The organism is Caldalkalibacillus mannanilyticus JCM 10596, assembly GCF_000615945.1.
Classification (GTDB): Bacteria; Bacillota; Bacilli; order Caldalkalibacillales; family JCM-10596; genus Bacillus_AT; species Bacillus_AT mannanilyticus.
Map to the genome: position 1 here is coordinate 22,194 of NZ_BAMO01000021.1, position 22,659 is coordinate 44,852.

The 22,659-nt window shown below is 40.2% G+C and carries 22 protein-coding genes and 1 other annotated feature (1 of these 23 cut by a window edge); of the genes, 4 read left to right on the forward strand and 18 right to left on the reverse strand.

Going from position 1 to position 22,659, the window contains the following annotated elements; all coding sequences use genetic code 11:
* Positions 1–69 precede the first annotated feature (69 nt).
* Positions 70–786: a hypothetical protein gene (locus JCM10596_RS12465; RefSeq protein ID WP_025027413.1), complete on the forward strand. Its 717-nt coding sequence runs from the start codon at positions 70–72 to the stop codon at positions 784–786.
* 46 nt (positions 787–832) lie between these two features.
* On the opposite strand, the gene JCM10596_RS12470 is transcribed toward JCM10596_RS12465, so the two are convergent.
* The 12 genes from JCM10596_RS12470 to JCM10596_RS27870 all read right to left on the reverse strand — a co-directional run bounded on the left by JCM10596_RS12470 (position 833) and on the right by JCM10596_RS27870 (position 12,112).
* Entirely contained in the window at positions 833–2,065 is a 1,233-nt protein-coding gene (locus tag JCM10596_RS12470; RefSeq protein ID WP_025027414.1) for an SPOR domain-containing protein, read from the reverse strand.
* A 155-nt stretch (positions 2,066–2,220) separates the two neighbouring features.
* On the reverse strand, positions 2,221–2,871 hold the full coding sequence (locus JCM10596_RS12475; RefSeq protein ID WP_025027415.1) for a hypothetical protein: 651 nt from the start codon (positions 2,869–2,871) through the stop codon (positions 2,221–2,223).
* The gene (locus JCM10596_RS12480; RefSeq protein ID WP_025027416.1) at positions 2,871–3,437 is read right to left on the reverse strand and encodes a PilN family protein; all 567 of its coding nucleotides are present in this window, start codon (positions 3,435–3,437) and stop codon (positions 2,871–2,873) included. The genes JCM10596_RS12475 and JCM10596_RS12480 overlap by 1 nt, the downstream gene beginning before the upstream one ends.
* 1 nt (position 3,438) lies before the next feature.
* A complete protein-coding gene (gene pilM, locus JCM10596_RS12485; protein WP_025027417.1) occupies positions 3,439–4,437 on the reverse strand; it encodes a type IV pilus biogenesis protein PilM in 999 nt (332 codons plus the stop codon).
* Positions 4,438–4,450: 13 nt separating this feature from the next.
* The gene (locus tag JCM10596_RS12490; RefSeq protein WP_025027418.1) at positions 4,451–5,212 is read right to left on the reverse strand and encodes a prepilin peptidase; all 762 of its coding nucleotides are present in this window, start codon (positions 5,210–5,212) and stop codon (positions 4,451–4,453) included.
* A gap of 61 nt (positions 5,213–5,273) precedes the next feature.
* Positions 5,274–5,708, reverse strand: a complete 435-nt coding sequence (locus JCM10596_RS28720) for a type II secretion system protein (RefSeq protein ID WP_025027419.1) — start codon at positions 5,706–5,708, stop codon at positions 5,274–5,276.
* 67 nt (positions 5,709–5,775) lie between these two features.
* A complete protein-coding gene (locus JCM10596_RS12500) occupies positions 5,776–6,984 on the reverse strand; it encodes a type II secretion system F family protein (RefSeq protein ID WP_025027420.1) in 1,209 nt (402 codons plus the stop codon).
* Positions 6,984–8,024: a type IV pilus twitching motility protein PilT gene (locus JCM10596_RS12505; protein WP_025027421.1), complete on the reverse strand. Its 1,041-nt coding sequence runs from the start codon at positions 8,022–8,024 to the stop codon at positions 6,984–6,986. The genes JCM10596_RS12500 and JCM10596_RS12505 overlap by 1 nt, the downstream gene beginning before the upstream one ends.
* A gap of 15 nt (positions 8,025–8,039) precedes the next feature.
* The gene (locus JCM10596_RS12510) at positions 8,040–9,719 is read right to left on the reverse strand and encodes a GspE/PulE family protein (protein ID WP_034681280.1); all 1,680 of its coding nucleotides are present in this window, start codon (positions 9,717–9,719) and stop codon (positions 8,040–8,042) included.
* Between the two features lie 68 nt (positions 9,720–9,787).
* Positions 9,788–11,227, reverse strand: a complete 1,440-nt coding sequence (locus tag JCM10596_RS12515; RefSeq protein ID WP_025027423.1) for a DUF7305 domain-containing protein — start codon at positions 11,225–11,227, stop codon at positions 9,788–9,790.
* Between the two features lie 11 nt (positions 11,228–11,238).
* Positions 11,239–11,664, reverse strand: a complete 426-nt coding sequence (locus tag JCM10596_RS12520; protein WP_025027424.1) for a prepilin-type N-terminal cleavage/methylation domain-containing protein — start codon at positions 11,662–11,664, stop codon at positions 11,239–11,241.
* Position 11,665: 1 nt separating this feature from the next.
* Complete coding sequence (locus JCM10596_RS27870; protein ID WP_025027425.1) at positions 11,666–12,112, reverse strand: type IV pilus modification PilV family protein; 447 nt, start codon at positions 12,110–12,112, stop codon at positions 11,666–11,668.
* A gap of 192 nt (positions 12,113–12,304) precedes the next feature.
* Between JCM10596_RS27870 and JCM10596_RS27875 the strand changes: the two genes are divergently transcribed.
* The 3 genes from JCM10596_RS27875 to JCM10596_RS12540 are packed head-to-tail and all read left to right on the forward strand — an operon-like array spanning position 12,305 to position 14,993.
* Positions 12,305–12,769 (forward strand): type IV pilus modification PilV family protein, encoded by a 465-nt coding sequence (locus JCM10596_RS27875; RefSeq protein ID WP_025027426.1) that lies wholly within the window; start codon positions 12,305–12,307, stop codon positions 12,767–12,769.
* On the forward strand, positions 12,766–13,275 hold the full coding sequence (locus JCM10596_RS27880; protein ID WP_025027427.1) for a prepilin-type N-terminal cleavage/methylation domain-containing protein: 510 nt from the start codon (positions 12,766–12,768) through the stop codon (positions 13,273–13,275). Before JCM10596_RS27875 ends, JCM10596_RS27880 begins: the two co-directional genes overlap by 4 nt.
* 11 nt (positions 13,276–13,286) lie before the next feature.
* The gene (locus JCM10596_RS12540) at positions 13,287–14,993 is read left to right on the forward strand and encodes a hypothetical protein (RefSeq protein WP_025027428.1); all 1,707 of its coding nucleotides are present in this window, start codon (positions 13,287–13,289) and stop codon (positions 14,991–14,993) included.
* A gap of 51 nt (positions 14,994–15,044) precedes the next feature.
* Here the strand turns inward: JCM10596_RS12540 and JCM10596_RS27885 are convergent, their stop codons facing one another.
* The 6 genes from JCM10596_RS27885 to JCM10596_RS12565 all read right to left on the reverse strand — a co-directional run bounded on the left by JCM10596_RS27885 (position 15,045) and on the right by JCM10596_RS12565 (position 22,374).
* Positions 15,045–16,157, reverse strand: a complete 1,113-nt coding sequence (locus tag JCM10596_RS27885; protein WP_025027429.1) for a sensor domain-containing diguanylate cyclase — start codon at positions 16,155–16,157, stop codon at positions 15,045–15,047.
* Complete coding sequence (locus tag JCM10596_RS12550; RefSeq protein WP_025027430.1) at positions 16,154–16,786, reverse strand: hypothetical protein; 633 nt, start codon at positions 16,784–16,786, stop codon at positions 16,154–16,156. Before JCM10596_RS12550 ends, JCM10596_RS27885 begins: the two co-directional genes overlap by 4 nt.
* A 100-nt stretch (positions 16,787–16,886) precedes the next feature.
* The gene (gene murC, locus JCM10596_RS12555; RefSeq protein WP_025027431.1) at positions 16,887–18,293 is read right to left on the reverse strand and encodes a UDP-N-acetylmuramate--L-alanine ligase; all 1,407 of its coding nucleotides are present in this window, start codon (positions 18,291–18,293) and stop codon (positions 16,887–16,889) included.
* Positions 18,294–18,308: 15 nt separating this feature from the next.
* The gene (locus JCM10596_RS31355; RefSeq protein WP_369345631.1) at positions 18,309–18,488 is read right to left on the reverse strand and encodes a hypothetical protein; all 180 of its coding nucleotides are present in this window, start codon (positions 18,486–18,488) and stop codon (positions 18,309–18,311) included.
* A gap of 56 nt (positions 18,489–18,544) precedes the next feature.
* Positions 18,545–19,630 (reverse strand): bifunctional folylpolyglutamate synthase/dihydrofolate synthase, encoded by a 1,086-nt coding sequence (locus JCM10596_RS25360; protein ID WP_369345632.1) that lies wholly within the window; start codon positions 19,628–19,630, stop codon positions 18,545–18,547.
* A 95-nt stretch (positions 19,631–19,725) separates the two neighbouring features.
* Complete coding sequence (locus JCM10596_RS12565) at positions 19,726–22,374, reverse strand: valine--tRNA ligase (RefSeq protein WP_034681296.1); 2,649 nt, start codon at positions 22,372–22,374, stop codon at positions 19,726–19,728.
* A gap of 115 nt (positions 22,375–22,489) precedes the next feature.
* Positions 22,490–22,659, reverse strand: a binding site (T-box leader); it runs 93 nt beyond the window's last position.

Here is a 22,659-nt window from a genome sequence, read left to right on the forward strand (position 1 = left end):
TTACTATCGAAAAGAATATTCGAAACATTTTTTAACTACAGTTGGTCTAATATTTAGGAGGTGCTCTAAATGAAAAAATTCTTTCTTGCTTTTTTAATTGTTACGACTGTATTTTCAGCTTCAGTGATAATAGCAAATTCTAAAAACAAAATAGAAAGCGCAAGCGATTTAGAAGTATTTACAGATGTGGAATTCTCTGAAAATGAGACCATTGATTCCTCAGTTATTAAAAATAGAGGTCAACAAATCAAAGAAGATCAAGAATTAAGAAACCATGGAAAAACGAGCAAACGTATTGGGGATACTAATATAAAAGATATGAATCCTTCCTCAGAGAACTTAGACACACTAAAGGTTAAAGAATATGCTTCTTATTTAGAAAATGCATTTAATATGAACCCAGAAAAAGCAAAAATAGAAGCTTTGGAGATCGCTATCTTCAATGTTGCTATGAACAATAAAGGAAAAGAGCTGAATATATTTGTTTCAGATGATGAAGCAGTATTAAAAGCAAAAGAACAAAGAAAACTATTACAAGATCCTAACAATGACGGAGCAAAAGAAGCATTACAATATATTCAAAGCTTAATCGAAGGTCTAGGTATTACTGAGGAAGAATATTGGAACGAATATGTCATTAATGGATATAAGGATTCTATTTTAGTAGAAAAACTATATGCTAATATAACAAAAGATAGCAAGGATATGGATTCAGCATGGCTTCAATTTGTAGATCAAACCGTACAAGAATTCAAAAAAATAGTACACAAGATATTAATAAATTGAAATTAGAAATTGGATTAAATTAGGAAGTAGATACTAAAACTTCTCTTTACTGGTCAGCCGAGACAAACTTTTCATACTCCTTCAAATACTCTAATACAGCTTGTTGAGTCTGCCATAAGTAAACGGTATGATTCTGCTTTCGATACGTTTCTAGCGCATTGACGCCTGTTGTCAGATGATGAAGGAGCTGCTCCCCATTCTTCTTTCCTTCTCCTTGCCATGAGCTAAACACCTGACGTCCCTCGTCCAGTACGGCGCGATGAAGCTCTTGAAGCTGATTCCACTCTTTCGCACTTAATTGATGGTCTCGACTCCCAATTCCTTGACCGGTGATCTTACACATTTGCTCTACTAATTGATCCCCTTTGCTCAATAAACCGGGGAAAAGCTTGGTATGTTCCTGATCAGCATGGACTTGTCCGACCATATCTGATCTCTTATGTTCCCTAACAAAAATTTCAATCCCTTGTTCTTTATATACATTTGCGATCTGATTCGCCTCTTCTTTGGTCGGAGCGACTCCAATATAAAAACGATAGGGGGCTTGCTCCCCTAATAATATTCCTGGATATCCGGCTGACTGGTGGTTCTGAAGAATTTCTTTTGCCGCTTCTATATCAGAAAATGCGCCTGCCTGAATCACATAATAGGATCTTCCAGGCAATTGTAGTACCCCATCTTCAAGGCTCCCTGTAGGAATCAACAAAGGAATTTCATCCGAAGCTTGTTCATTCCCTTCTATCTCCGTTGCTGGTCCATTGACCATTCCTTGTTCCACATCTTTTTGTGCTGCTGCTTCAGGACCTATCTCCTTGTTCAAACTAGAAAAAATAGAGAGCACCATGATCCCAAGCAAAATGCCAACTCCGATTGCTGCTCCTACATTTAATATCACTTTATAGCTTTTTCTCCACGCACGACTCCATCTATATTTATTCTGCCGACTAAAGTTTGCCTTCTTCTCTTGCACAAAGCTCAGTTCAATCTCCCTATCATCTTCTGATGAATGACTTAAAGAATGCGCTAATGAATGATTTAATGGTTTATTCGATGTTTCATTCACTGAATCATTTAATGAGTTACTGAATGATTCATTAAATGATTGTGTCGTGGACTGCTTCCTTGTAGAGAAATCCTCTCTAACAAATGAATCCTTATGATGATGAAATGAATCAGACTTTGAATGAGAAGTTGAAAAAAACTTTGGCTCCTTGTTCACCTGTTTCGTCACATTTTGATCATGATTAAATTGGATTGTTATTCTGTTTTTCTTCTCCATCACAACCGCTCCTTTATCCTTCTATACTCTAAATCTATGAAAAAATAGAAGAATTAGAACAAGAAAAAAAAGAGCCTTGTTATGATATAGGCTCCTTCCCATTTTACTTACTTTCCATTATATTTACTCTCCACCTGTTTTTAAGGGATTCTTTTTTAAGCTAGGAGATGGAAAAGAGTTCCTTGGACGTTCCTCAACCTGCCCATGAAATTTAGGTGCATAATAGCTGATATCATCACCGTATAGATAATATCTTTCGCCTCCTCGCCAAAGGTAATACTATCCACCTTGATCGTCCTTTCCAGTTTTTCCAGTCCTATAATAAACTGTCGAAGCTCCTGAAAGTTCGGAGATTTTAAAGTAATCGTTGCTGTAATTTTGGTCAAGGCAGGCAATTGATCCTGCGCTTCCGCTTCAGCAGGATTTTCTTCCTGCACACTCGCTCCTGCTTGCTCTGTCATGATGGATGGATCCTCTGCTTCTTGCTCATTGAAAACAAGATTGTAAATTCTACTCTTAGTCGCTTTCTCTACCTCTCTTAGATCCATCACCAATCCATCTATATTGGGATTGGTAGGAATCTTATTTTGCAGTTCAAGCGTATCTAGCTTCGATGCTTCCTCCTGTTCCATCACTTTCTGTTGCAAGGCGGATAACACTTGATCCTCAAATTGTAGCTGCTTGACCGTTTCTTCAATCTCTTGCTTAGCAGGATTAATAAATTGGTAATATGAAAGAGAAAAAGCTCCTGTAATAAGAAGAAAAAAAGTGATTAGCTTCAGTATTCTAAGCGTATTTCCTGACATCACTTCTCTGCTCCTTTCCTTGCTTCAAAGCTAGCTTTGTTCAGCGTAAGATCGTATTCGGCTAAATAATTTCCTTTTTCACAGCCACAGTTCTCTATGACCGTTGGCATTTCTGCTTTCTCAACCCACTCCATATAAATTAACTGATGGAGGTAGCCAGCAGCTTCTTCAAGAGTTGGGAACTCCACTGCTAAACGAATGCTCCCTGCGTCCTGAAATGTATAATTCTTAAAAAATCCTTTTACCGGAAGGGCGGCACTTAATTCATCGATCATCGTAACCGAAGGAAGAGAAAGCTGTTCAACTCCTAAAATCAGCTCGTGATACTCTCTTGCTGAACCAAACGATAAAGCTCCTTCATCAACCTTCGTCTGTACTGCTTCTCGGAGCTTGATCGTTAATTCAAGCTGCTGCTTTTTCATCTCTTTTTCTTTAGTTAGCTGGTAGTATTGGAATCCTGTATATAAAGAACCGAAGAGAGCAATCCCAATCAACAACCATAGAATCACCATGTAGGCAGTACTTGGCTTCTCTCGCTGGGGAAGGAGGTTAATATCAGTTAGCATGCTAGATCCCTCCCTTTAAAGCAAGTCCTGCTAGAACGTAATAAGAACCGTCCAATACTTGCTTATCCTCTTGTAAAATGGAATGGTGGTGTAGAGTATGAACAGTGTCTTCTACCGTTTTTTCTAAATTCATTTTTATCTCCTCAAGATAAGGATGATCTCCAGTGAGCAGAATTTTTGGAATCCCTTCCTCACTATCTTTGTTCAAGGAATATTGGTAGAAATTAATAATTCGTTCCACTTCCTCCAGCATTTCTTGGATTTCAAAATGCAAATATTGCTCCTCCTCTTTCCACGAAAGAGCTTGTTGACCTTGTTCATTTTGAACCATGCTCCACTGATCTATCGAAATGTTCATCTTTAACTGACGCACAAAAATCAATTTATGCTTTTTAAAAATGCTTGCCGTAACCGTCTGTAAATTAAATTGAATGGATAAGACTGCCTCATCCGTATCTGAAGCACTCAGCTTATAATAAAGTCGATAGAGTGCCAATGGAGAGATATCTGCTACGATTGGCTTTAACCCTACATCCTCAAAGACTTTGGCATATTCTTGTACAACTGGTTCAGGTGCCGCAAAAAGCAATATCTCCTTTTTACCTTCCTGTACACCTAAGACCTCGTAATTAAAAATAGGGTTGTCAAACGGAAGATGAATCGTTGATCCTAGCTCTAAATAAAGATAGCCTTGAATTTCTGACTCGAGAATATTGTCAGGAATTTCAATTTTTCGAACCACTATGACAGGATCAGGGACAAGAAACTGAACATTTTCTCCTTTGATCTGCCATTCCTTCACACATTCGAGCAATAATTGCTTATATTGCTCCTGATCTTGAATCTTCCCTTCTTCAATCAGTCCATAAGGAAGGTATTTCTCCTTCGATCTGCCAATCGAATTCAAATCAGATTGTTTTGATTCTAATAAACGGATGACATGATCTGAAATGAAGATATTGATCGTCTTTTTCGTCGCCATTTTCCATTTAAAGCCCATTCTGCTTCCCCCATTACTGCAAGATGATAGTGACATACCATAACATGATTTTTTCTCCAAAAAAATAAGTCGTTAACGAACCCAGCACGATGGCGGGACCAAATGGAAAAGGCTGTCCTCGTTTGACCTTGCCCAAAAGCATTCCCACGCCCCCCATAATAGCGCCATAGAAAGCAGAGAAGAAAAAGGCAAGGAAGACTCCTTTCCAACCTAGTACAAGTCCTAAGACGGCAAATAACTTAATATCTCCTCCACCCATTCCTCCCTTACTCACTATGGCAATACTTAAGAGAAGAGTGAAGCCAATGACTGCTCCAAGGAATCCATCCCACCAAGGATCTAACGGAACCCATAACAGTCGAAGGAGGACAATTAACAGACCAAAGAAAAGCAAGACCTTATCTGGAATAATCATATAATGCAGATCAGAGATAAAAATAATGACCAATAAAGAGATCAATACCCAAGCAATCAGCAGTTCCTTTGACCATCCTACCAACCATGGAGTGATCGTAAAAAGAGCCGCTGTTCCTACTTCTATTATCGGATAAATGGGAGATATCCTTGAGCCACAGCCACTGCATTTCCCTTTGAGTAGGAAATACGAAAGAACAGGGATTAAGTCTAGTGCCGTTAAATCCCGTTGACATTTCGGACAATGAGAACGAGGCTGGATGATCGATTCTCCCTTAGGAATGCGCAAGCCGACGACATTATAAAAAGAGCCTAAGAGAAGACCCATAATGAAAATATAGGTGTAATAGAGAGTTGTCATATTGATCCACCTTTAAAATGAAGGCCCTCCCGATAAAGGAGGGCTTTTCATGTTTTATAAATTAATTTACTCTAAGCACATTATTTCTATTTAGATGCGTTGGTGTACCTGTAACAAAAATATCATTAGCACCAGATCCTTTTGCTAGTGTAACAGTATACTCATATACTCCATTAGTATTCTTAATTTCCACTGTACAATTAGCTGGAACATAAGCTGTGTTACCAGGTGATTGAGGTGTATCTTCTAAGAAACCCTTCTCTTTCAATGTTGTCATAGTAACCGTTACTGTACTTGGACTTTCAGAAACCGCATATAATCTAGCTGCATTCAATAATTGTTGAGCATTAGCAACATGGGCATCTTTCTTACTATTTTCAATGATATTCCCAATAGCAGGTACAGCAATCGCCGCAATAATTCCTAGAATAACAACGACAGCTAGCAACTCAATAAGAGTTAACCCTTTCTGATTCTTAAGATAACGTTTCACCATTTTCTACTCTCTCCTTTGTTATATAAATTTATAAGATAAATACATTAACCATTAATTTGGTTAAGCTTTATTGAACATGGTTAAAGACCTCAAACATAGGCACCATAATGGCTAAGACGATGACTCCCACGATGGCAGCGAGAAGCACAATCATAAGCGGTTCGATTAATGATTTTAGGGCATCTGTAGCACTTTCTACCTCTTTGTCGTAGAAATCGGCTACCTTAGCCAGCATCAAATCGAGAGAGCCTGACTTTTCCCCGATCGCCACCATCTGAGTGACAATGGGAGGAAAGATCCAATGATTTCTCATCGGGTCAGACAAGGGTTGTCCTCTTTCAAGAGAGGCTCTTGATTCCCTCAGTACCTTGGCAATAACCTCGTTACCAGATACCTTCTCGACTATGATGAGCGCCTGTAATATTGGCACGGAGCTTTTGAACAATGAACTAAGAGTTCTCATGATTCTAGCAATCGTTGCCTTTTGTAATAATTTCCCGAATATAGGCAATTTCAATATAACATAATCTAGGTAATATTTACTATAACTTTTTTTGTTTAATAGGATATAAGAACTAACTAACGCTATGGGTAATAGGAATAAAGACCACCAAAACGTCTGCATCCAAGCACTGACCCCTAAGACAAACTGTGTAATCTTAGGCAGCTCAGCACCGAACCCTTCAAACATCGTCGCAAAGGTAGGGACGACATTGGTTAGAAGAAAAGCCACCGCCCCCATCGCTACAAAAAGAATAACAATTGGATAGGTCAACGCAGATTTGATTTTTTGTATGGAATAGTGCTGTTTTTCAAAATAGACAGCCAGCCGGTCCAATACTTCCTCCAGATTTCCAGATATCTCTCCTGCTTGAACTAAATGAATAAACATCGGAGGAAAAATTTTCTTATGCTTCTGTGCCGCTTCAGAGAGCGGTTTTCCTGATCGCAAATCCTCTTCCACTTGGAACAACGCTTTTTTTAATGCTTTGCTTTGTGTTTGACTGGCTAAAATCTTCGTAGCCTCTACTACGGTCACGCCTGCCAGTAGCAGGGTAGAGAATTGGCGTAAATAAATCACAAAATCTTGTAGTTTAACAGGATTTCCTATCGTGATTTCTTTATTTAATAAGGTTTCTTGAATCTCATGGATCTCAGAAACAGCAATGCCTTTTCCCCTCAGATCGACGATCGCCTCTCTTTTCGAGCTACTGATCATTTTTCCTTTACGCGGTTTTCCTTTGGCATCACGGCCGACATATCGAAATTGAGCCACTATGAACTCATCTCCCTCAAATAAGGTTCAGCTACTTCTCTCGTAATGACTTGATTTTTGATCAAATCTTGAATGGACATTTCTAAGGTATGCATTCCTTGAGCTCGTGCCGTTTGCATGACATTAACAAGCTGATGAATTTTTTCATTACGAATCAAATTCGCCACGGCTGGATTATTCACTAATATTTCTGTCGCTACTCTCCTACCGCGACGATCAGCCGTTGGGAAAAGACGTTGCGAGAGAATGATGAGCAAGACAGAAGCAAGCTGTATTCGAACCTGCGCCTGTTGATTAGGCGGAAACACATCGACAATGCGATCAATTGTAGATGGAGCATCCGGTGTATGCAGTGTAGCGAGCACTAAATGCCCTGTTTCTGCTGCCGTAATGGCTGTAGAGATGGTTTCTAAATCACGCATCTCTCCCACAAGAATCACATCAGGGTCCTGTCGTAAAGCCGCTCTCAAGCCATTGGCAAAGCTATCTGTATCTAAACCAATTTCCCGTTGATTGATGATCGAGTTTTGATGTTTATGCAGGTACTCGATGGGATCCTCTAAGGTGATAATATGTTTTTTCATTTCTGCATTCATATAGCGAATCAAGGAGGCTAAGGTGGTGGATTTTCCACTGCCTGTTGGTCCAGTAACCAAGATCAAGCCCTGCGACTTTCTGACCATCTTCTGCATGATGTCTGGAATATACAAGGATTCGAAGGGCGGGATCTCTGATGAAATCATTCGTATGGCGATGGCTTTACTCATCCTTTGATGATAGACGTTCACTCGAAAGCGACTAAGCCCTTCCCTCCCGAATGAGAAATCGATCTCTCCTTTTTCTACTAGCTTCGCCCATTTTTCTTCATCCATGATGCTCCTTGCCATTTGTTCAGTTTTCTCCGGAGTTAGCTTCTCTTCTTTCAACTGCTTAAGCTCTCCATTCAATCGAATCACTGGTGGAACTCCCACGGTGAGATGAAGATCGGAAGCTTTTAGTTGACATGCAGTAGACAACAGTCGATATAAATGATCATCCATTGCTTCTACTCCCCCTTAATCACTAATGGCAACCTTCAATACTTCTTCTGTTGTGGTCAAGCCTTCCTTCACCTTTTGCAGACCATCATCAAGGAGAAAAATGGTTCCTTTTTCAATCGCTAAATCCCTCAGTTCTCCCATCGTTCCATTATTCATGATCATGCGGCGAACCTCCTCATCGATCACCAAGACTTCATGAATGGCAACTCTGCCCTTGTACCCCGTCATATTACAAGCACTGCATCCCTTTCCTCGCAACACCTGCTGAATCTCTATCCCCTTGCGTTGAAAGATCGTAATCTCCCGTTGCGTAGGTTCATGAGCGGTCTTGCAATCGGGGCATACTCGACGAATAAGGCGCTGGGATACAACCCCTGACAGCGAGGCGGCAACAAGGAATGGTTCAATTCCCATATCGATTAAGCGGGTCACTGTACTAATTGAATCATTGGTATGAATGGTACTGATAACCAAGTGCCCTGTTAACGAAGCACGAACCGCAATTTCCGCTGTTTCGGTATCTCGAATCTCACCGACCATAATAATATTGGGATCCTGACGAAGAATGGCACGAAGCCCTTTAGCAAAGGTCATTCCAACAGCCGAATTGACCTGTACCTGATTAATGCCTTCTAATTGATATTCCACGGGATCCTCTACAGTAATAATGTTGACATCGTCCGAATTCAAACGATTTAATGCGGCATATAACGTTGAAGATTTCCCTGAACCAGTCGGACCTGTAATAAGAACAATTCCTGTCGGCTGTTCAATCATCTGAACAAACCGATCAAAGTTTACCGTACTTAAATTCATTTTGTTCAGATCATTATAGGTACTGCCTAAATCTAGAATACGCATTACAATTTTCTCTCCGTAGACCGTAGGAAGAGTAGAGATTCGTAAATCAACGGGATGAAATTCAATATTGACCTTAATTCTTCCATCCTGTGGAATACGATACTCTGTAATATTTAGATTTGCCATAATCTTAATGCGTGCAATAATCATGCTTTGCATATTTTTAGGAAAGGTTCTTTCCGTTCGTAAGACTCCATCCACTCGATACCTTACGAGGACTTTATTTTCTTGTGGATCTATATGAATATCACTTGCCTTAAGCTGTACACCATTTAATAAGATCTGATTCACAAGCTTAACCACTGGGGAATCTTCTTCTACTGCTTCTTGAATTTCTTCCACTGGCTTTTCTTCTTCTAATAGGTCCTCCATACTATGATCATAGTCATAATATTTATTAATCGCTTTAATAATGTCTCCCTTACTGGCGATCGCTGTTTCGATTTTAAAGCCAGTTGAAAGACGCAGATCATCGATAGCGAAGAAATCCATGGGATCGGTCATGGCAATATATAATCTATCCCCTTCTTTTTTCAAAGGAATCAACATATTACGCTTGGCGACTTCTTTTGGAACAATGGCTAATATTTTTTTATCAATAGGGTATCTATAGAGACTGACATGAGGAATTCCGAGTTGAAACTCCAATACTTCAATTAATCTTTGTTCTGAAATAAAACCAAGATCAAGAAGCGTTTCTCCCAATTTTTTATTTCCTTTTTCCTTTAAAGCGGTCAGCAATTGTTCTTCTGTAATAAGCCCAGAGTCTACAAGTAGATCTCCTAATCTTTTTCGTTTTGACTTCAAAATGCGGTCACCGCCTTGCCCTGACATCTGTGATTTGTTCTATAATAACTTCATCGGTTATTCCAGCAGGGAATTAAAGCGGGAAAGAAAACCTTCTAGTTCTCTTTGCTGGGATATGTGACCAATAAATTTTGGATTTCTCCTTCTACAGGCAGAAATGAACTAGTATCTATTTGACTGTGCGTTACTTTGGACCCACCATCAGCGAAAAAAGAATGAGCAATCACCGCACCTAGTACGTTTCCCCCATTTCGTATCTGGACATGTGCATGGGGAGCATACATCACTTGAGCACGAACATAAGCTCCTCCTAGAATTCGAAGACTATTGCCTCCCGTAATAATATTTCCTTGAAAGCCTCCGCCTTGCTCCATTACAATGGTGGCATTTTGGGCATAAAATGAGCCGAAAATCTTCTGTGCTCCCCCTAAAACAAAACTCTGTGCAGGAGTAGTGGCTTTTAGAAAAATATTTAGATTTTCTGTCTTATTGTCTTGATTCGTGTTGATTGTGCTTCCACTGCCCATCGTGATGCTCTCATTGACATAGATTGTTAGCTTTCCAGAACCGATTATTTTGACATGACCGGTTATGATATCCAGCTTATCTACTACCATTTTACGATCCTGATTCCCCACATTGATGTTTAAGGTAAAGTTGCTATCAATGATTACTTCGGAAAAAGACAAATCCTGTGTTAGATCCAAAGTATACTTATCTACTGCCGAATTATTGATCTGGAGCCTCCCATTAGAAATAACTGGATATCCATTATGAATTCGGTTAGCTGCGCGTGGTAATGTTGGGAATTCAGGAAATGGAGGAAGAGGATAGCTTCTCGGTTGGATTAAGGGAATTGGATTGGGAACTGTCATCCATGCTTCCTTAAGTACAACCTCATTTCCACCACCAGGTCCAACATAGATCGAATCTCCATGACGGACACCTGCTCCTCCGGAAAATTTCACAGAATGAGTGGCTGTAGAGTTAGTTCCCATATCTCCATTAATGATCGCTCCTCCAGCCAAGGAAATAGATTGCATCGAAAACAAAGCCATATCTGTAGGAAAACGGTGTTGATGACCCCAATTCAATTCCACGTTTTTTTCCAACACTCTGGTGCGCTGATCGATCGTTCCCTTGGAAATGATTTTGTACTTACCACGTTGCATCTTTTCGACTTTCACTTCGGCTTGCGGTCTTTTGCCAAAAGAGATTTCAAAGGAGTCCAGAATAGTTGGCTGTGCAAAATAATGCTCGGCTTGTTGAAAGAAGTTATCTTCCCCCACACTAGATTGGTAAATCTCCAACACCTTCTCTTGCATCTCTTGTACCTTGTAGTTCACCCCTGCTTCAGCGATATAATAAACAGCTTGATACTCTCGTTCAATTGAGCTTAATCTAACATTGTGTAGTGTTGCCCCTAAAAGAGATACTCCAAGAATCGAAATGACCACGACAAGCAGCAAGACTAGAACCAAAGCAGAGCCCTTATTGTTATTGAAATATGAAGGTACATCATAGATTCGTTTCAAGACTCATCCTCCTACTGCCTTAGATATATTTCTGTCGCTATAGAAGCGGCTTGACCACTAGAGTGAGCTGTACTTGTCAGTTCAATTAGGACTTTATTACCGTCTTTCTCAACCTTCCACGTTGCCAAGTCCCGAAAGATGACTTGTCCATTTAGTACCAGCCCTTGGCTAGTAACTCGATATTGATCCGCCCCATTAATGATTAGCGTTTCTCCTGAAACGTGGACACTCTCTGCACTGCGAATGACTTTGGTTATTTGATTCATCGCTACTCTAACACTTCCTTGCTTCTCGACCCAGCTTGTCTGATCCATAAAATTCTTTTGACCAAAGAAATGTATAGAACTAACCAAAAGCAGTAATAAACTCAATATAGAAAAAGCGGCCAGCACTTCTACTAAGGTCATTCCTTGATTACCCTTTATATGCTGAGTCATCTTAATTCCTCCACAATAGGATGGTTTCCATTTGAGCTTCCAATTTCATAGAAGGAGCATCATATACTTTTACCAATGCCTTCACAAGATCACCAGAATAAGCCGATGACATAAACTCTATCCTTACATGAAAATCTTCTGTTGTTTTGCTGTACCTATAGTCCTGTCCAGATAGAAGCACGAATTCTGTAAATCCTTCATTCTTCAAAGACAAAAGTGCGACAGAGAATTCATATGTTTCACTTAGATAATAAAGATGTTCCATTTTCTTTTGGGCTACATAGTTCGCATCAACCATTGTCTGTGCAACTCGATTCGTATTGGCTGATTGAATATACATGGTTAAGAAGGGACCTATGATAATACTGATGATCACTAGAGCAGCTAGAACCTCAATAAGAGTAAATCCATTTTCAGAGCGGAGAAGCTCCTTTTTATCTCTCTTCAAATGACCATCCCCTTTTGTTCAGCATCTAGATTTTTGATGTTTTTTCTGATGCAGTCCTATAAAATATCGGTTGTGTCGAGCTGGTTTTTCAGTGACTAGTCAATTCTACACTCCTGTTTACCGATATAAAGGGTATATGTAAGTTTTGGAATCAAGTATATTGATCTCAATTCTCTTAGAGGTGGAAAAAACATGAAGGTAATGAAGAATCAACGAGGACTTACTTTAGTGGAGCTATTAGCAGCGCTTGTCATTCTTTCGATCATTTCTCTTTCGCTCTTTACTTTTTTTATCCAAGCAAGCAGCTACAACACACAGAATAAAAATAAGCTTGTGGCTATCAATATTGCGAGGGGAGTGACAGAAAGACTGAATGATTATACAGAGATTAAGGAAGCGGAGTCCAAAGGAAGCTTTACCTACGAGCGTTGTCTTTCCTCTGGAGGGAACAACGAGTATTGTACTAGCTTGTACAGGACAACGATTAATAATCTAACCTATCATATTGAAATTATTGTTGAGGACCATCAAACAACAGGGCAGTTTCACTTGCCTAATGGAAGTCTCTTAACCCAAGGGATAGGCTATTCTAGTCAAATTCGGGTACTGTTGCAGGATCAAATCTTAGCAGAGCTTGGGAGCGTGATTCAAGAATGAATCAAAAGTTGGTCATACGTATCCTCACTAGCCAACGAGGGCTTACCCTTGTCGAGCTCTTAGCCGTGCTGGTGCTTTTCTCGATGATTACGGGTCTGATTACCAGTATGATTATCAGCGGAATGAACCAGTACAAAAAAATCAATGCAGAAGCCTTGATTCGTGATGAAGCTGATCTTGTTATGACACAGCTTATGAATCATTTATATATGGCACATCGAGCGGAAAGCATGAGTAGTCCAGCAGGCACAAATCAATCATTGCTTAAGGTCACAAAAACCACTGGAGAGATTCTTACGATCGGGTTTAATCATACAACTGGCACCGCCGTTATTGATGGAGCCAATATCCTTTCTCCTCATTTCTCACAGGAGGCTTCGACGATCAGCTATGAGCCAGCCTCCCATTCCATCGTGATTCACTTAAATCTGCGGCATCATCAGATCTCCCTGCCTTCACCCATGATCTTAGAAAGTCGCATTCATTTGCTTAGAATTGATGAATAGAGGTGTCAACAATGAAATGGCTACAAAACGAGCGTGGCTCGGCTCTTCTCTTGGTTTTATTGATGACTATTATTTTTGCCATAATAGGGCTTTCTCTCATAAGCAGTTCACTAAATGGTGCTCAAAGAAATGCTTTTCGTGAAGGGGATACGGTCGCCCTATATCAAGCGAAGAAAGGAATCGAACACTTTGAAGAACACTGGCAGAAATTTAATGCTTCATTAGCCAGCTTACCTGATCTAACAGAGGAAACTGCCAGTATGGCAATTAGTCAATTCTTAAACCAATACCCGCGTACCTTTACCCAACCCTTAGGCTCGGCTGAAGTGGAGATCAAACATATTCACTCTCCTGTCCCATATACGTATCAAGTGGACGTTCAGTCTATCGGAGAAGATCAAACAGGGAACAGAAAAAAAACAATCACTCAAACGTTTAGAATAGAAATCGTCAGTGCTCCTGAACAGCTAAAATACGCTGTGGGAGCAACAGGAGATTTATTTCTGCATGGGGCAGCTTCCATTGTGGGAGATATCTATGTCAGAAGGAATTTGATTACTGTTAATAAAGGGTACTTTAGTGTGGGAAGCACAGCCTATTGGCAAAACACCGATCGCCCTTCAATAGAATCCTTGACTCCAGGAGTTCGGGCTGGGCTGACTCTAGGAGGGAAAATTTATAGAATTACGAATACAGAAATTGGACAATTAACAACAACCACAAGTTATCAGAATCATTCGGGACTAAGTCTTTCACCAGTAAAGCATGAGGACGCACCTGCAAAGTATCTCCCTATTGCACACGAAAACATTCATCAGGTTTTCAAGCTACCCTTCTACCCTGAAATCGTGGAGCAAACTGTTTTTTTTAGTGATGTTCCTATTGCCGAGAATAGAAGTAGATACCTTTTAAGTCAAACGACCATGACTATTGATGGAGAAACAATAACGGCTACCCCTTCTAATGCAACATCCTTTACAGGAAACCATTCAGCCCTTGCCATTCGCGCGGAGAATTCAGGGGACATTACCATACAGAGTGCTTCATTTAACCGTTTTTCTACTTTGGAGCGCTCAGGAACCAAAGGAAAAATCACCATCAACGGAACGGAGTTGGTTGATTTTGGGAAGGGAGCCTTCATTGATGGAGATGTGAATATAAAAGGGAGTCCTAAAATCCGTGGTCCCCTATTCATCACTGGAAACTTAACCATCGATAGTGCGGATGTTCAATTTGACTCCACAATCTATGTTCTGAAAGAAACGGAGATTAAAGAATCCAAGATTAGTGGCATGCGGATGTTCAATCCAGATGGAACTCCCTACTATACAAGTCTTGTTCTATTTGGAAAACAAAAAGTAAGAATCTATAATACTAATTTGTATTTGGAATCCCCTTTAACTACTGAGCAGAAGCTAAGAGCGTTCTTATACTCGGAAGAACATATTGAAATCTTTGGGGTGGGCTCAAACATTTCAATAGTGGGTGGGATTTTTGGTAGGAATGTGATCTTTAATGCCGTGAAAGGAAACACTTATGGAACCAGCAGAGCAGGTTACATTGAATTCGGAGGTCGTTGGTTCGAACCCAATCAAACCAATATTCCCACCAATCGTTCTCGCCTGCGAATTGAATATAATAAAGAACTGATCCAGAATCCTCCTCCAGGTCTACCACCCAGTGTGAATTTTAAGCGAGTGAATACTAGAATAGAGTAAAATAAAGCGCTTGTATGTGAAGATTTCTCTCACTACAAGCGCTTTTTCCTTTTATACTGCACTATAGACGGCAACTTTATTTCTACCCTTTCTCTTCGCTCCAATATACATTGCTCGATCGGCATGGCGAATCAGGCTCAGCGAATCGTCTGCATGTTTGGGATAGCAAGCTAATCCCATACTCACGGTCACTTGGATCGGAATCTCTTCTAAGTGCTCCTGTACTTTTGTTAAATCTGTAGGAATTAAAATGGATTGTGATTCCACTTCCTGTCTTATCTCTTCTGCTAATAAAAAGGCTTCTTTTTCTGTGGTATTCGGTAAGAGAATAGTAAACTCTTCTCCTCCATAGCGCGAGATGAGCCCCTTTCTTTGCATTTTTTTGATTAACAAAGTAGATAAATGATGAAGAACCCGATTACCAGCTAAATGCCCATAGGTATCATTGATTTTTTTAAAATGATCAATATCCATGATAATCAGGGATAGCGGTTCATTTTTCTCCTGAGCTTCCTTGAACCAAGAAAATAGCTCGTGTTCAAAATGACGGTAGTTAAATAGCCCCGTTAACTCATCGATCTCGCTCTGCCGCTTGGCTCGTTGGTATTTCTCAGCATTTTTTATGGCGATTGCCGTCTGATTAGCAATAATTTCGATTAAAGTCGCATCTTCATTAGAATATTTATCTCGCTCCCGATGCCCTACTGTCAAGACTCCAATGACTTTATGATTTCGAATCAACGGGACAGACAAGATCGATTGAAGACGTGTAATCCCCTTCGGTTCATTAGGTAAGATATGTTCTTGCTTATGATAATCTCCAATAATCTTATATTTCCCTTCTAATGCTACTTTTCCAGAAAGCCCTTCCCCTAAGTTAAATTCTCTTCCTAGAAATTCCATTCTTTCTTTCTCAGTTAGATCATAGCCATAGTGATAAATCACCTTCAGCTTTCCTGTTGGCTCATTGATCTTAAAGATGGAGCAATAGTCATAGGATACAAGGGAAGAAATCGCATTCGTTGCTTCCATAATGACTTTATGCTCTTCAAGCTGACGCCCAATGATATTTCCCGAAACATTAATTTGCTGTAATCGCTTGTTCAGATGATCTAACCGTGTATAAAAGCGAAAAATAAGAGAAAACGCAACGACTGGAATCATGCATAAAAAATCGCCTGAATATGAAAATGACCATAGAGAACATAGATAAGGACTCCGATTGGGGTAAGTAAGAGATTAATAAAAATCTCCCACATTAAGTCCTTAGATAAAAAAGAGCTGTGTTCCTTATATAGTTTGTTTAACATAAAGAATAAGATCACATGGTTAATGGCTATACATACTCCCACATAGGCAATGATCGGAAGGACTTGTACATTTCCAATTGAATCGATATGCGGATTGGTATGCCCCCCTAAAAGAAAAAAAACCATAGCTGCACCGACAGAGGTAACGAGAAACATCATCAAATTCAATAAGTATCGTTCCCACTGGCGAAACCCCGCCTTCACCAAAAAAAAGAGGATCGTTACCTGTGAAACGACAATTTCAACAAGTAACCCATACTGTAAAAAAACAGCAAGCAAGATCGGTTGAATAATCACAATATGGGTATTATTAATCATTACTGGAAAACTCACGACTAAAAAAAGAAGAAGAACAAAAAAGAAGATACCTATATAGTTGGAAACGGTGAGATGAGTAAAATCCGCTGTTATGAAAAAATATCCCAGTATGGAAAATGAAAAAATGAAAATAGAGCAGATCCATATTTTATGCCACTTTTCCATTTTTTCATCCCCTCATACCATTTTTTTATAATGAATATTACCTAATAATAAATACCTATAAAGAGGTATGCATGTGACTATTTTACCATCAACTTCTGTACTATTCAATATTATGGTAATACTCTTTTAATTGATAGGCTACCTTCCAAATATCACCTGCACCCATGGTTAAGATTAGGTCACCTGGACAGGTTGATTGGATTAGATAGTCTACAATCTCTTTATAATTTGGGACAAAAATGGTGTTTTTATTACTATTTTTTTCAATTTTACAAGCTAATTCAGATCCGCTTACCCCCTTGATCGGTACTTCTCCCGCTGGAGAGTAGATATTAGCAATAATCACTTGATCTGCTTCGGCAAAAGCATGGCTAAAAGCTTCTAACAGGAAATAAGTCCTAGTGTATCTTTGGGGCTGAAAAACAACATACATTTTTCTACCTGTTGATTTGGCAGCTTCGATCGTTGCCATAATCTCTGTTGGGTGATGGGCATAATCGTCGACGATGAGGATATCCCTTGCTTCACTGACTACTTGAAATCTACGTTTGGCTCCAACAAATCCTTTCAGGGCTTCCTGCATCAGATGAAAAGGGACATGTAGTTTAAGACCTAAACAAATCGAGGCAAGGGCATTTAATAGATTATGTTTTCCCGGAACATTCAAGCATAGTTCCCCAAGCAACTGTTCTCTATCCCAAACTTGGCATTGTACCGAACGGTTGCTGAGCAAGAGATTTTTCGCTCTTATGTTAGAATTTTCAGAATCAATTGCATAAGAAAGGATTTCTATCTTTCTTTCCAGCAGGATTTCCTGTATTTCCTTTCTGCTTATCAGCTCTTGGTTAATAGGATCGTCCTGACAATAAATTAAAGTACCCTGAGGCTTAATCTGATGAACAAACTGGAGGTAGGCTTCCTTTAAATTTTCAAAATCTCCTTTATAGTTTTCAAGATGATCGGCTTCTATATTGGTGATAATGGCGTGCTTGGGGAAGTATTGCAGAAAAGAGCCATCGCTTTCATCTGCTTCAGCAATAACATATTCGCTAGCTCCCGCTTTGGCGTTATAGCCAAAATCTAGAATCTCTCCACCTATCACAAAGGTCGGATCTAGCCCCGCTCGTGACAACATTAAAGAGATCATAGACGAAGTTGTTGTTTTGCCATGAGCTCCTGTTACTGCAATGCCTTCCTTCTGATTGAGCAGTTGAGCTAATGCTTCTGAGCGATGGAGAAGCGGAATCTCCTTTTGGTTCGCAGAGATCAACTCTACGTTATCCTCAGGAATACCAGAGGAATAGACAACTATATCGGCTCCTTGCACATTCTCCGCTTGGTGTGATGAATAGAATTTCACCCCTTGAGTCTGCAATTGTTTTGTGATTTCATGTTCTTGGATATCTGAACCCGATACCCGGTATCCCATCTCTACCATCACTTTTGCAATAGCACTCATTCCTGAACCACCTATACCAATAAAGTGGACATGTTCAAGTCGACTCAAAGGGTTCACCCACCTTTAGTTGTTTTTTAAGTATTGACGTACTTCTGAGATGAAATAGAGCGATCCTGTTATGAAGATCACTTCATTAGGAGTGGCTTCTTGTACCACCTTCTGGTACGCTTTCTTCCAATCCTCTTCTCCCTGTATCTCTATCGTTGCATCTATTGTTTCTATTTGCTGCATTAACTCTGCCACCGAAGCAACTCTTGGAAATGAAAACTGTGTTAAGATCAAGCGGTCGACCAATCCCTCTATTTTTTCAACATTCCTTTCATTTCTTTATCTTTCATAGCAGAAAATATTACCGTAATCGGTCGATCTGAATAGTACATCTGAATGGTTTGGCTAAGGGCTTCCATTCCTTCAGGATTATGAGCACCATCAAGATAGGTTAAAGGCTGTTCATTAATTTTCTCCAGCCTCCCCATCCATTCTGTTTTTTGCAAGCCCGCTCTCAAATGCTCTTCATCCCAAATGATAGCATAATACTGTTTGAGCACCTCTAATGCCATGATGGCAAGGGAAGCATTATGAACTTGGTGTGGTCCTTTCATGCTAAGCAGAAGGTGATCATACTGCTGAAACATCGACTGAAAAGAAAAGGTTTGGAGCTCTTCTGTAAAACTCTCTAACTGATAATGAAAACCTGAATTTAGTGTGTAGAGTGTCGCTTTCATTTCTTTGGCTTTTTCAGCGATCACTGGCAGAGCCTGATCATCGGTTACACCCGTCACAACGGGGATACCTGCTTTGATGATTCCTGCTTTTTCAAATGCGATCTCCTCAATCCGATCGCCTAATATATGTATATGGTCAAAACCAACATTGGTGATAATGGACAATATAGGCACGACCACATTTGTAGAGTCTAATCTTCCTCCCAAGCCTACCTCCCAAAGTACGTAATCTGGATAAGCCACCGTTGCATAATAGAGAATGGCAATCATCGTCACAATTTCAAATTCCGTTGGAGCTCCCAGCTCTGTTTCAGCTAACTCCTCTGCTAAGGGCTTTACTTTTTGAGCTAGAGAAAGGAGATCATGATCCGCTATATCCTGGCCATTGATTTGGATACGATTTTGAAAGCGCTCGATATAGGGAGAAGTAAAAGAACCAACTTCATATCCAGCCTCCTGCAATACATGACGCATATAGCTTACTGTAGAACCCTTCCCATTGGTTCCTCCGACATGGATGAACTTCACCCTTCGTTCAGGATGACCGCAGCGTTCTAACATCCATTCCATCCGTTTTAATCCTGGCTTGATTCCTAGAGTGAGGAAGCTATGAATCCATTCAATCGCCTCATCAACTGATTTCCATTCTGTCTGATTCATCTTTATTCACATCCCTTACCTATTTTTCTATACATAGAGAAGGCGAACCGCATTCGGCTCGCCTATAGTTGGTTCATTCATTGCTCATCCATTATTTACTCTGCTTTTAATTCCTTGATTCGTGCTTTCACTTGTTCACGTTTCTCCATATAATCCTTTTGCTTAGCTTTTTCTTCTTCAATCACATGAGCAGGGGCTTTCGCCACAAAGCCTTGATTAGCCAGCTTCTTCTCTACTCGTTCTACTTCAGAATCCAGCTTCGCTAATTCCTTCTCTAGTCTTGTAATTTCTTGAGAAATATCGATCAATCCTGCTAGAGGGAGGTAAATTTCTGCCCCGCTAAGAACAGCAGACATGGCTTTCTCTGGAACCGCTAAGTCAAGGGAAATCTCAAGCTTTTCAGGGTTCGTTAAGCGGCTGATCACGCTTTGGCTACGCTCAAGATACGTTAAGCTCTCTGGTGATTTCGCTTTGATCATTAGCTCAATAGGTTTTCCTAATGGAACATTGACCTCTGCACGAATATTACGAACGGAGCGAATCACATCCATCACAAGCTGCATTTCTTTCTCTGCTTCAGGATGTTGGAATTTAGATTGGGCTTCTGGCCAAGCTGAAACAGTAATACTCTCTCCCTCGTGCGGTAGGTGCTGCCAGATTTCCTCTGTTAAGAACGGCATGAATGGATGGAGCAGACGAAGGGTTTGATCTAATGTGTAGCATAGTACTGACTGAGTTTCTTTTTTCAACTGCTGGTCTTCACCATAGAGTGGAATCTTCGCCATTTCAATGTACCAATCACACAGGTCATCCCAAATAAAGTTGTATAAAATTCTACCCACTTCACCAAATTCATAGGTTTCAGAAAGCCTTGTTACATCTTGAACGGTTTGATTCAAGCGGTGTAAAATCCACTTATTCGCTGTACTTAAATCTCCGCTTAGATCAATATCCTCTGCCGTAAAGCCCTGTAGATTCATCAAAGCAAAACGAGAAGCATTCCAGATCTTATTCGCAAAGTTTCTTGCTTGCTCTACTTTCTCCCAATGGAAGCGTAAATCATGTCCTGGTGAACTTCCTGTTGAGAGCATAAATCGAAGAGCATCTGCTCCATACTGCTCAATTACATCCATAGGATCGACACCATTACCTAGCGATTTGGACATTTTGCGTCCTTCTGCATCTCGGATGAGTCCATGAATCAACACATCTTTGAAAGGTCTTTGATCAGTAAACTCAAGGGCTGTGAATATCATTCTAGCTACCCAGAAATAGATAATGTCATAGCCTGTTACTAAGCAATCCGTAGGGTAGAAGCGCTTATAATCCTCCGTCTGATCAGGCCAGCCCATCGTTGAAAACGGCCATAATCCTGAACTAAACCATGTATCAAGTACATCATGATCCTGAGTAATTTGCGTCGTCTGATATTTTTCTTGAGCTTGTTTTAGAGCCTCTTCTTCGTTTCGTGCGACAATAACCTCTCCATTTTCGGTATACCAAGCAGGAATACGATGACCCCACCATAGCTGGCGTGAAATACACCAATCACGAACATTTTCAATCCAGTGCAAGTAGATTTTTTCGAAGCGATCAGGGACGAATTGAACTTTGTCCGTTTCTTTTTGCTGTAGCTCAATTGCTTTTTCAGCAAGAGGCTTCATTTTGACAAACCATTGTGTAGATAAGTAGGGTTCAACAACAGCACCGCTTCGTTCGCTATGACCGACACTATGAATATGTTCCTCAATCTTGAAAAGAATCTCTTGTTCTTGTAAATCCTTCACCAGCTTCTTACGGCACTCAAAGCGGTCTAAGCCTTGATATGGACCTGCATTGTGATTCATGACTCCGCCTTCATCCATGACAAGGATTTGCTCTAGCTGATGTCTATTGCCAATCTCAAAATCATTCGGGTCATGAGCAGGAGTAATCTTCACGGCTCCACTTCCAAATTCTCGATCAACATAATCATCGGCAATAATTTCAATTTCACGTCCCACAACAGGCAGGATCACTTTCTTACCGATGAGGTGCTTATATCGCTCATCCTCTGGATGGACAGCCACGGCTGTATCTCCCAGCATGGTTTCAGGACGTGTTGTAGCTACTTCAATATAGCCTGTGCCATCGGCTAGAGGATATTTTAAATGGTAAAATGCCCCCTTCACTTCCTTGTATTCTACTTCGATATCAGAAAGTGCTGTTTTAGTCTGAGGGTCCCAATTGATAATATACTTCCCTCTATATATCAGTCCTTTTTCGTAGAGCTGAATAAATACTTCTTTGACTGCTTTGGAAAGCCCTTCATCAAGAGTAAAGCGCTCGCGAGAATAATCTACAGAAAGTCCCAGCTTCGACCACTGTTCACGAATAACACTGGCATATTCCTCTTTCCATTCCCAGACCTGATCAACAAATTTTTCTCGCCCTAGGTCATAACGACTCTTTCCTTCTTCTCGAAGCTTTGCCTCAACCCTTGCTTGAGTAGCAATCCCTGCATGGTCCATTCCCGGTAACCATAGAGCTGCATAGCCCTGCATTCTTTTCATACGGATAATAATATCTTGTAGAGTGCCATCCCAAGCATGCCCTAAATGGAGACGACCTGTCACATTCGGGGGAGGAATGACGATGGTGTAAGGCTTCTTATTCTTATCATCACTTGGTTTGAAAAAACCTCCTTCGACCCAATGTTTATACCATTTTGCTTCTGCTGTTTGAGGTTCATACTTTGTAGGCATAGTTACTTCTGATTGTTGTGTCAATGATCTCACTCCTTCATTCTTTTCAGCTTTTTGATCTGTTGTTAGGGGTAACCTGTTCGTATTTCAGAAAAAATAAAAAACCTCTCCATCACTAAAGGACGAACAGGATTCGCGGTACCACCTTTGTTTACTTTTCTCTGGTTCTAAAAAGAGCCAGTTCAAAGTACACTCTTATAGAGATAACGGATCTACCGATTTTCCTTAGAACAGATCTAGTTTCTTACTTCATCACATGCTTTCAGGAAAATGACTCCAGGGTGA

What these genes read in the sequence shown, in the direction of transcription:
- JCM10596_RS12465 (WP_025027413.1), top strand. Translation starts at nt 70, where the DNA reads ATGAAAAAATTCTTTCTTGCTTTTTTAATTGTTACGACTGTATTTTCA.
- JCM10596_RS12470 (WP_025027414.1), bottom strand. Translation starts at nt 2,065, where the DNA reads ATGGAGAAGAAAAACAGAATAACAATCCAATTTAATCATGATCAAAAT.
- JCM10596_RS12475 (WP_025027415.1), bottom strand. Translation starts at nt 2,871, where the DNA reads ATGTCAGGAAATACGCTTAGAATACTGAAGCTAATCACTTTTTTTCTT.
- JCM10596_RS12480 (WP_025027416.1), bottom strand. Translation starts at nt 3,437, where the DNA reads ATGCTAACTGATATTAACCTCCTTCCCCAGCGAGAGAAGCCAAGTACT.
- pilM (WP_025027417.1), bottom strand. Translation starts at nt 4,437, where the DNA reads ATGGGCTTTAAATGGAAAATGGCGACGAAAAAGACGATCAATATCTTC.
- JCM10596_RS12490 (WP_025027418.1), bottom strand. Translation starts at nt 5,212, where the DNA reads ATGACAACTCTCTATTACACCTATATTTTCATTATGGGTCTTCTCTTA.
- JCM10596_RS28720 (WP_025027419.1), bottom strand. Translation starts at nt 5,708, where the DNA reads ATGGTGAAACGTTATCTTAAGAATCAGAAAGGGTTAACTCTTATTGAG.
- JCM10596_RS12505 (WP_025027421.1), bottom strand. Translation starts at nt 8,024, where the DNA reads ATGGATGATCATTTATATCGACTGTTGTCTACTGCATGTCAACTAAAA.
- JCM10596_RS12510 (WP_034681280.1), bottom strand. Translation starts at nt 9,719, where the DNA reads ATGTCAGGGCAAGGCGGTGACCGCATTTTGAAGTCAAAACGAAAAAGA.
- JCM10596_RS12520 (WP_025027424.1), bottom strand. Translation starts at nt 11,664, where the DNA reads ATGACTCAGCATATAAAGGGTAATCAAGGAATGACCTTAGTAGAAGTG.
- JCM10596_RS27875 (WP_025027426.1), top strand. Translation starts at nt 12,305, where the DNA reads ATGAAGGTAATGAAGAATCAACGAGGACTTACTTTAGTGGAGCTATTA.
- JCM10596_RS27880 (WP_025027427.1), top strand. Translation starts at nt 12,766, where the DNA reads ATGAATCAAAAGTTGGTCATACGTATCCTCACTAGCCAACGAGGGCTT.
- JCM10596_RS12540 (WP_025027428.1), top strand. Translation starts at nt 13,287, where the DNA reads ATGAAATGGCTACAAAACGAGCGTGGCTCGGCTCTTCTCTTGGTTTTA.
- JCM10596_RS27885 (WP_025027429.1), bottom strand. Translation starts at nt 16,157, where the DNA reads ATGATTCCAGTCGTTGCGTTTTCTCTTATTTTTCGCTTTTATACACGG.
- JCM10596_RS12550 (WP_025027430.1), bottom strand. Translation starts at nt 16,786, where the DNA reads ATGGAAAAGTGGCATAAAATATGGATCTGCTCTATTTTCATTTTTTCA.
- JCM10596_RS25360 (WP_369345632.1), bottom strand. Translation starts at nt 19,630, where the DNA reads ATGAATCAGACAGAATGGAAATCAGTTGATGAGGCGATTGAATGGATT.
- JCM10596_RS12565 (WP_034681296.1), bottom strand. Translation starts at nt 22,374, where the DNA reads ATGCCTACAAAGTATGAACCTCAAACAGCAGAAGCAAAATGGTATAAA.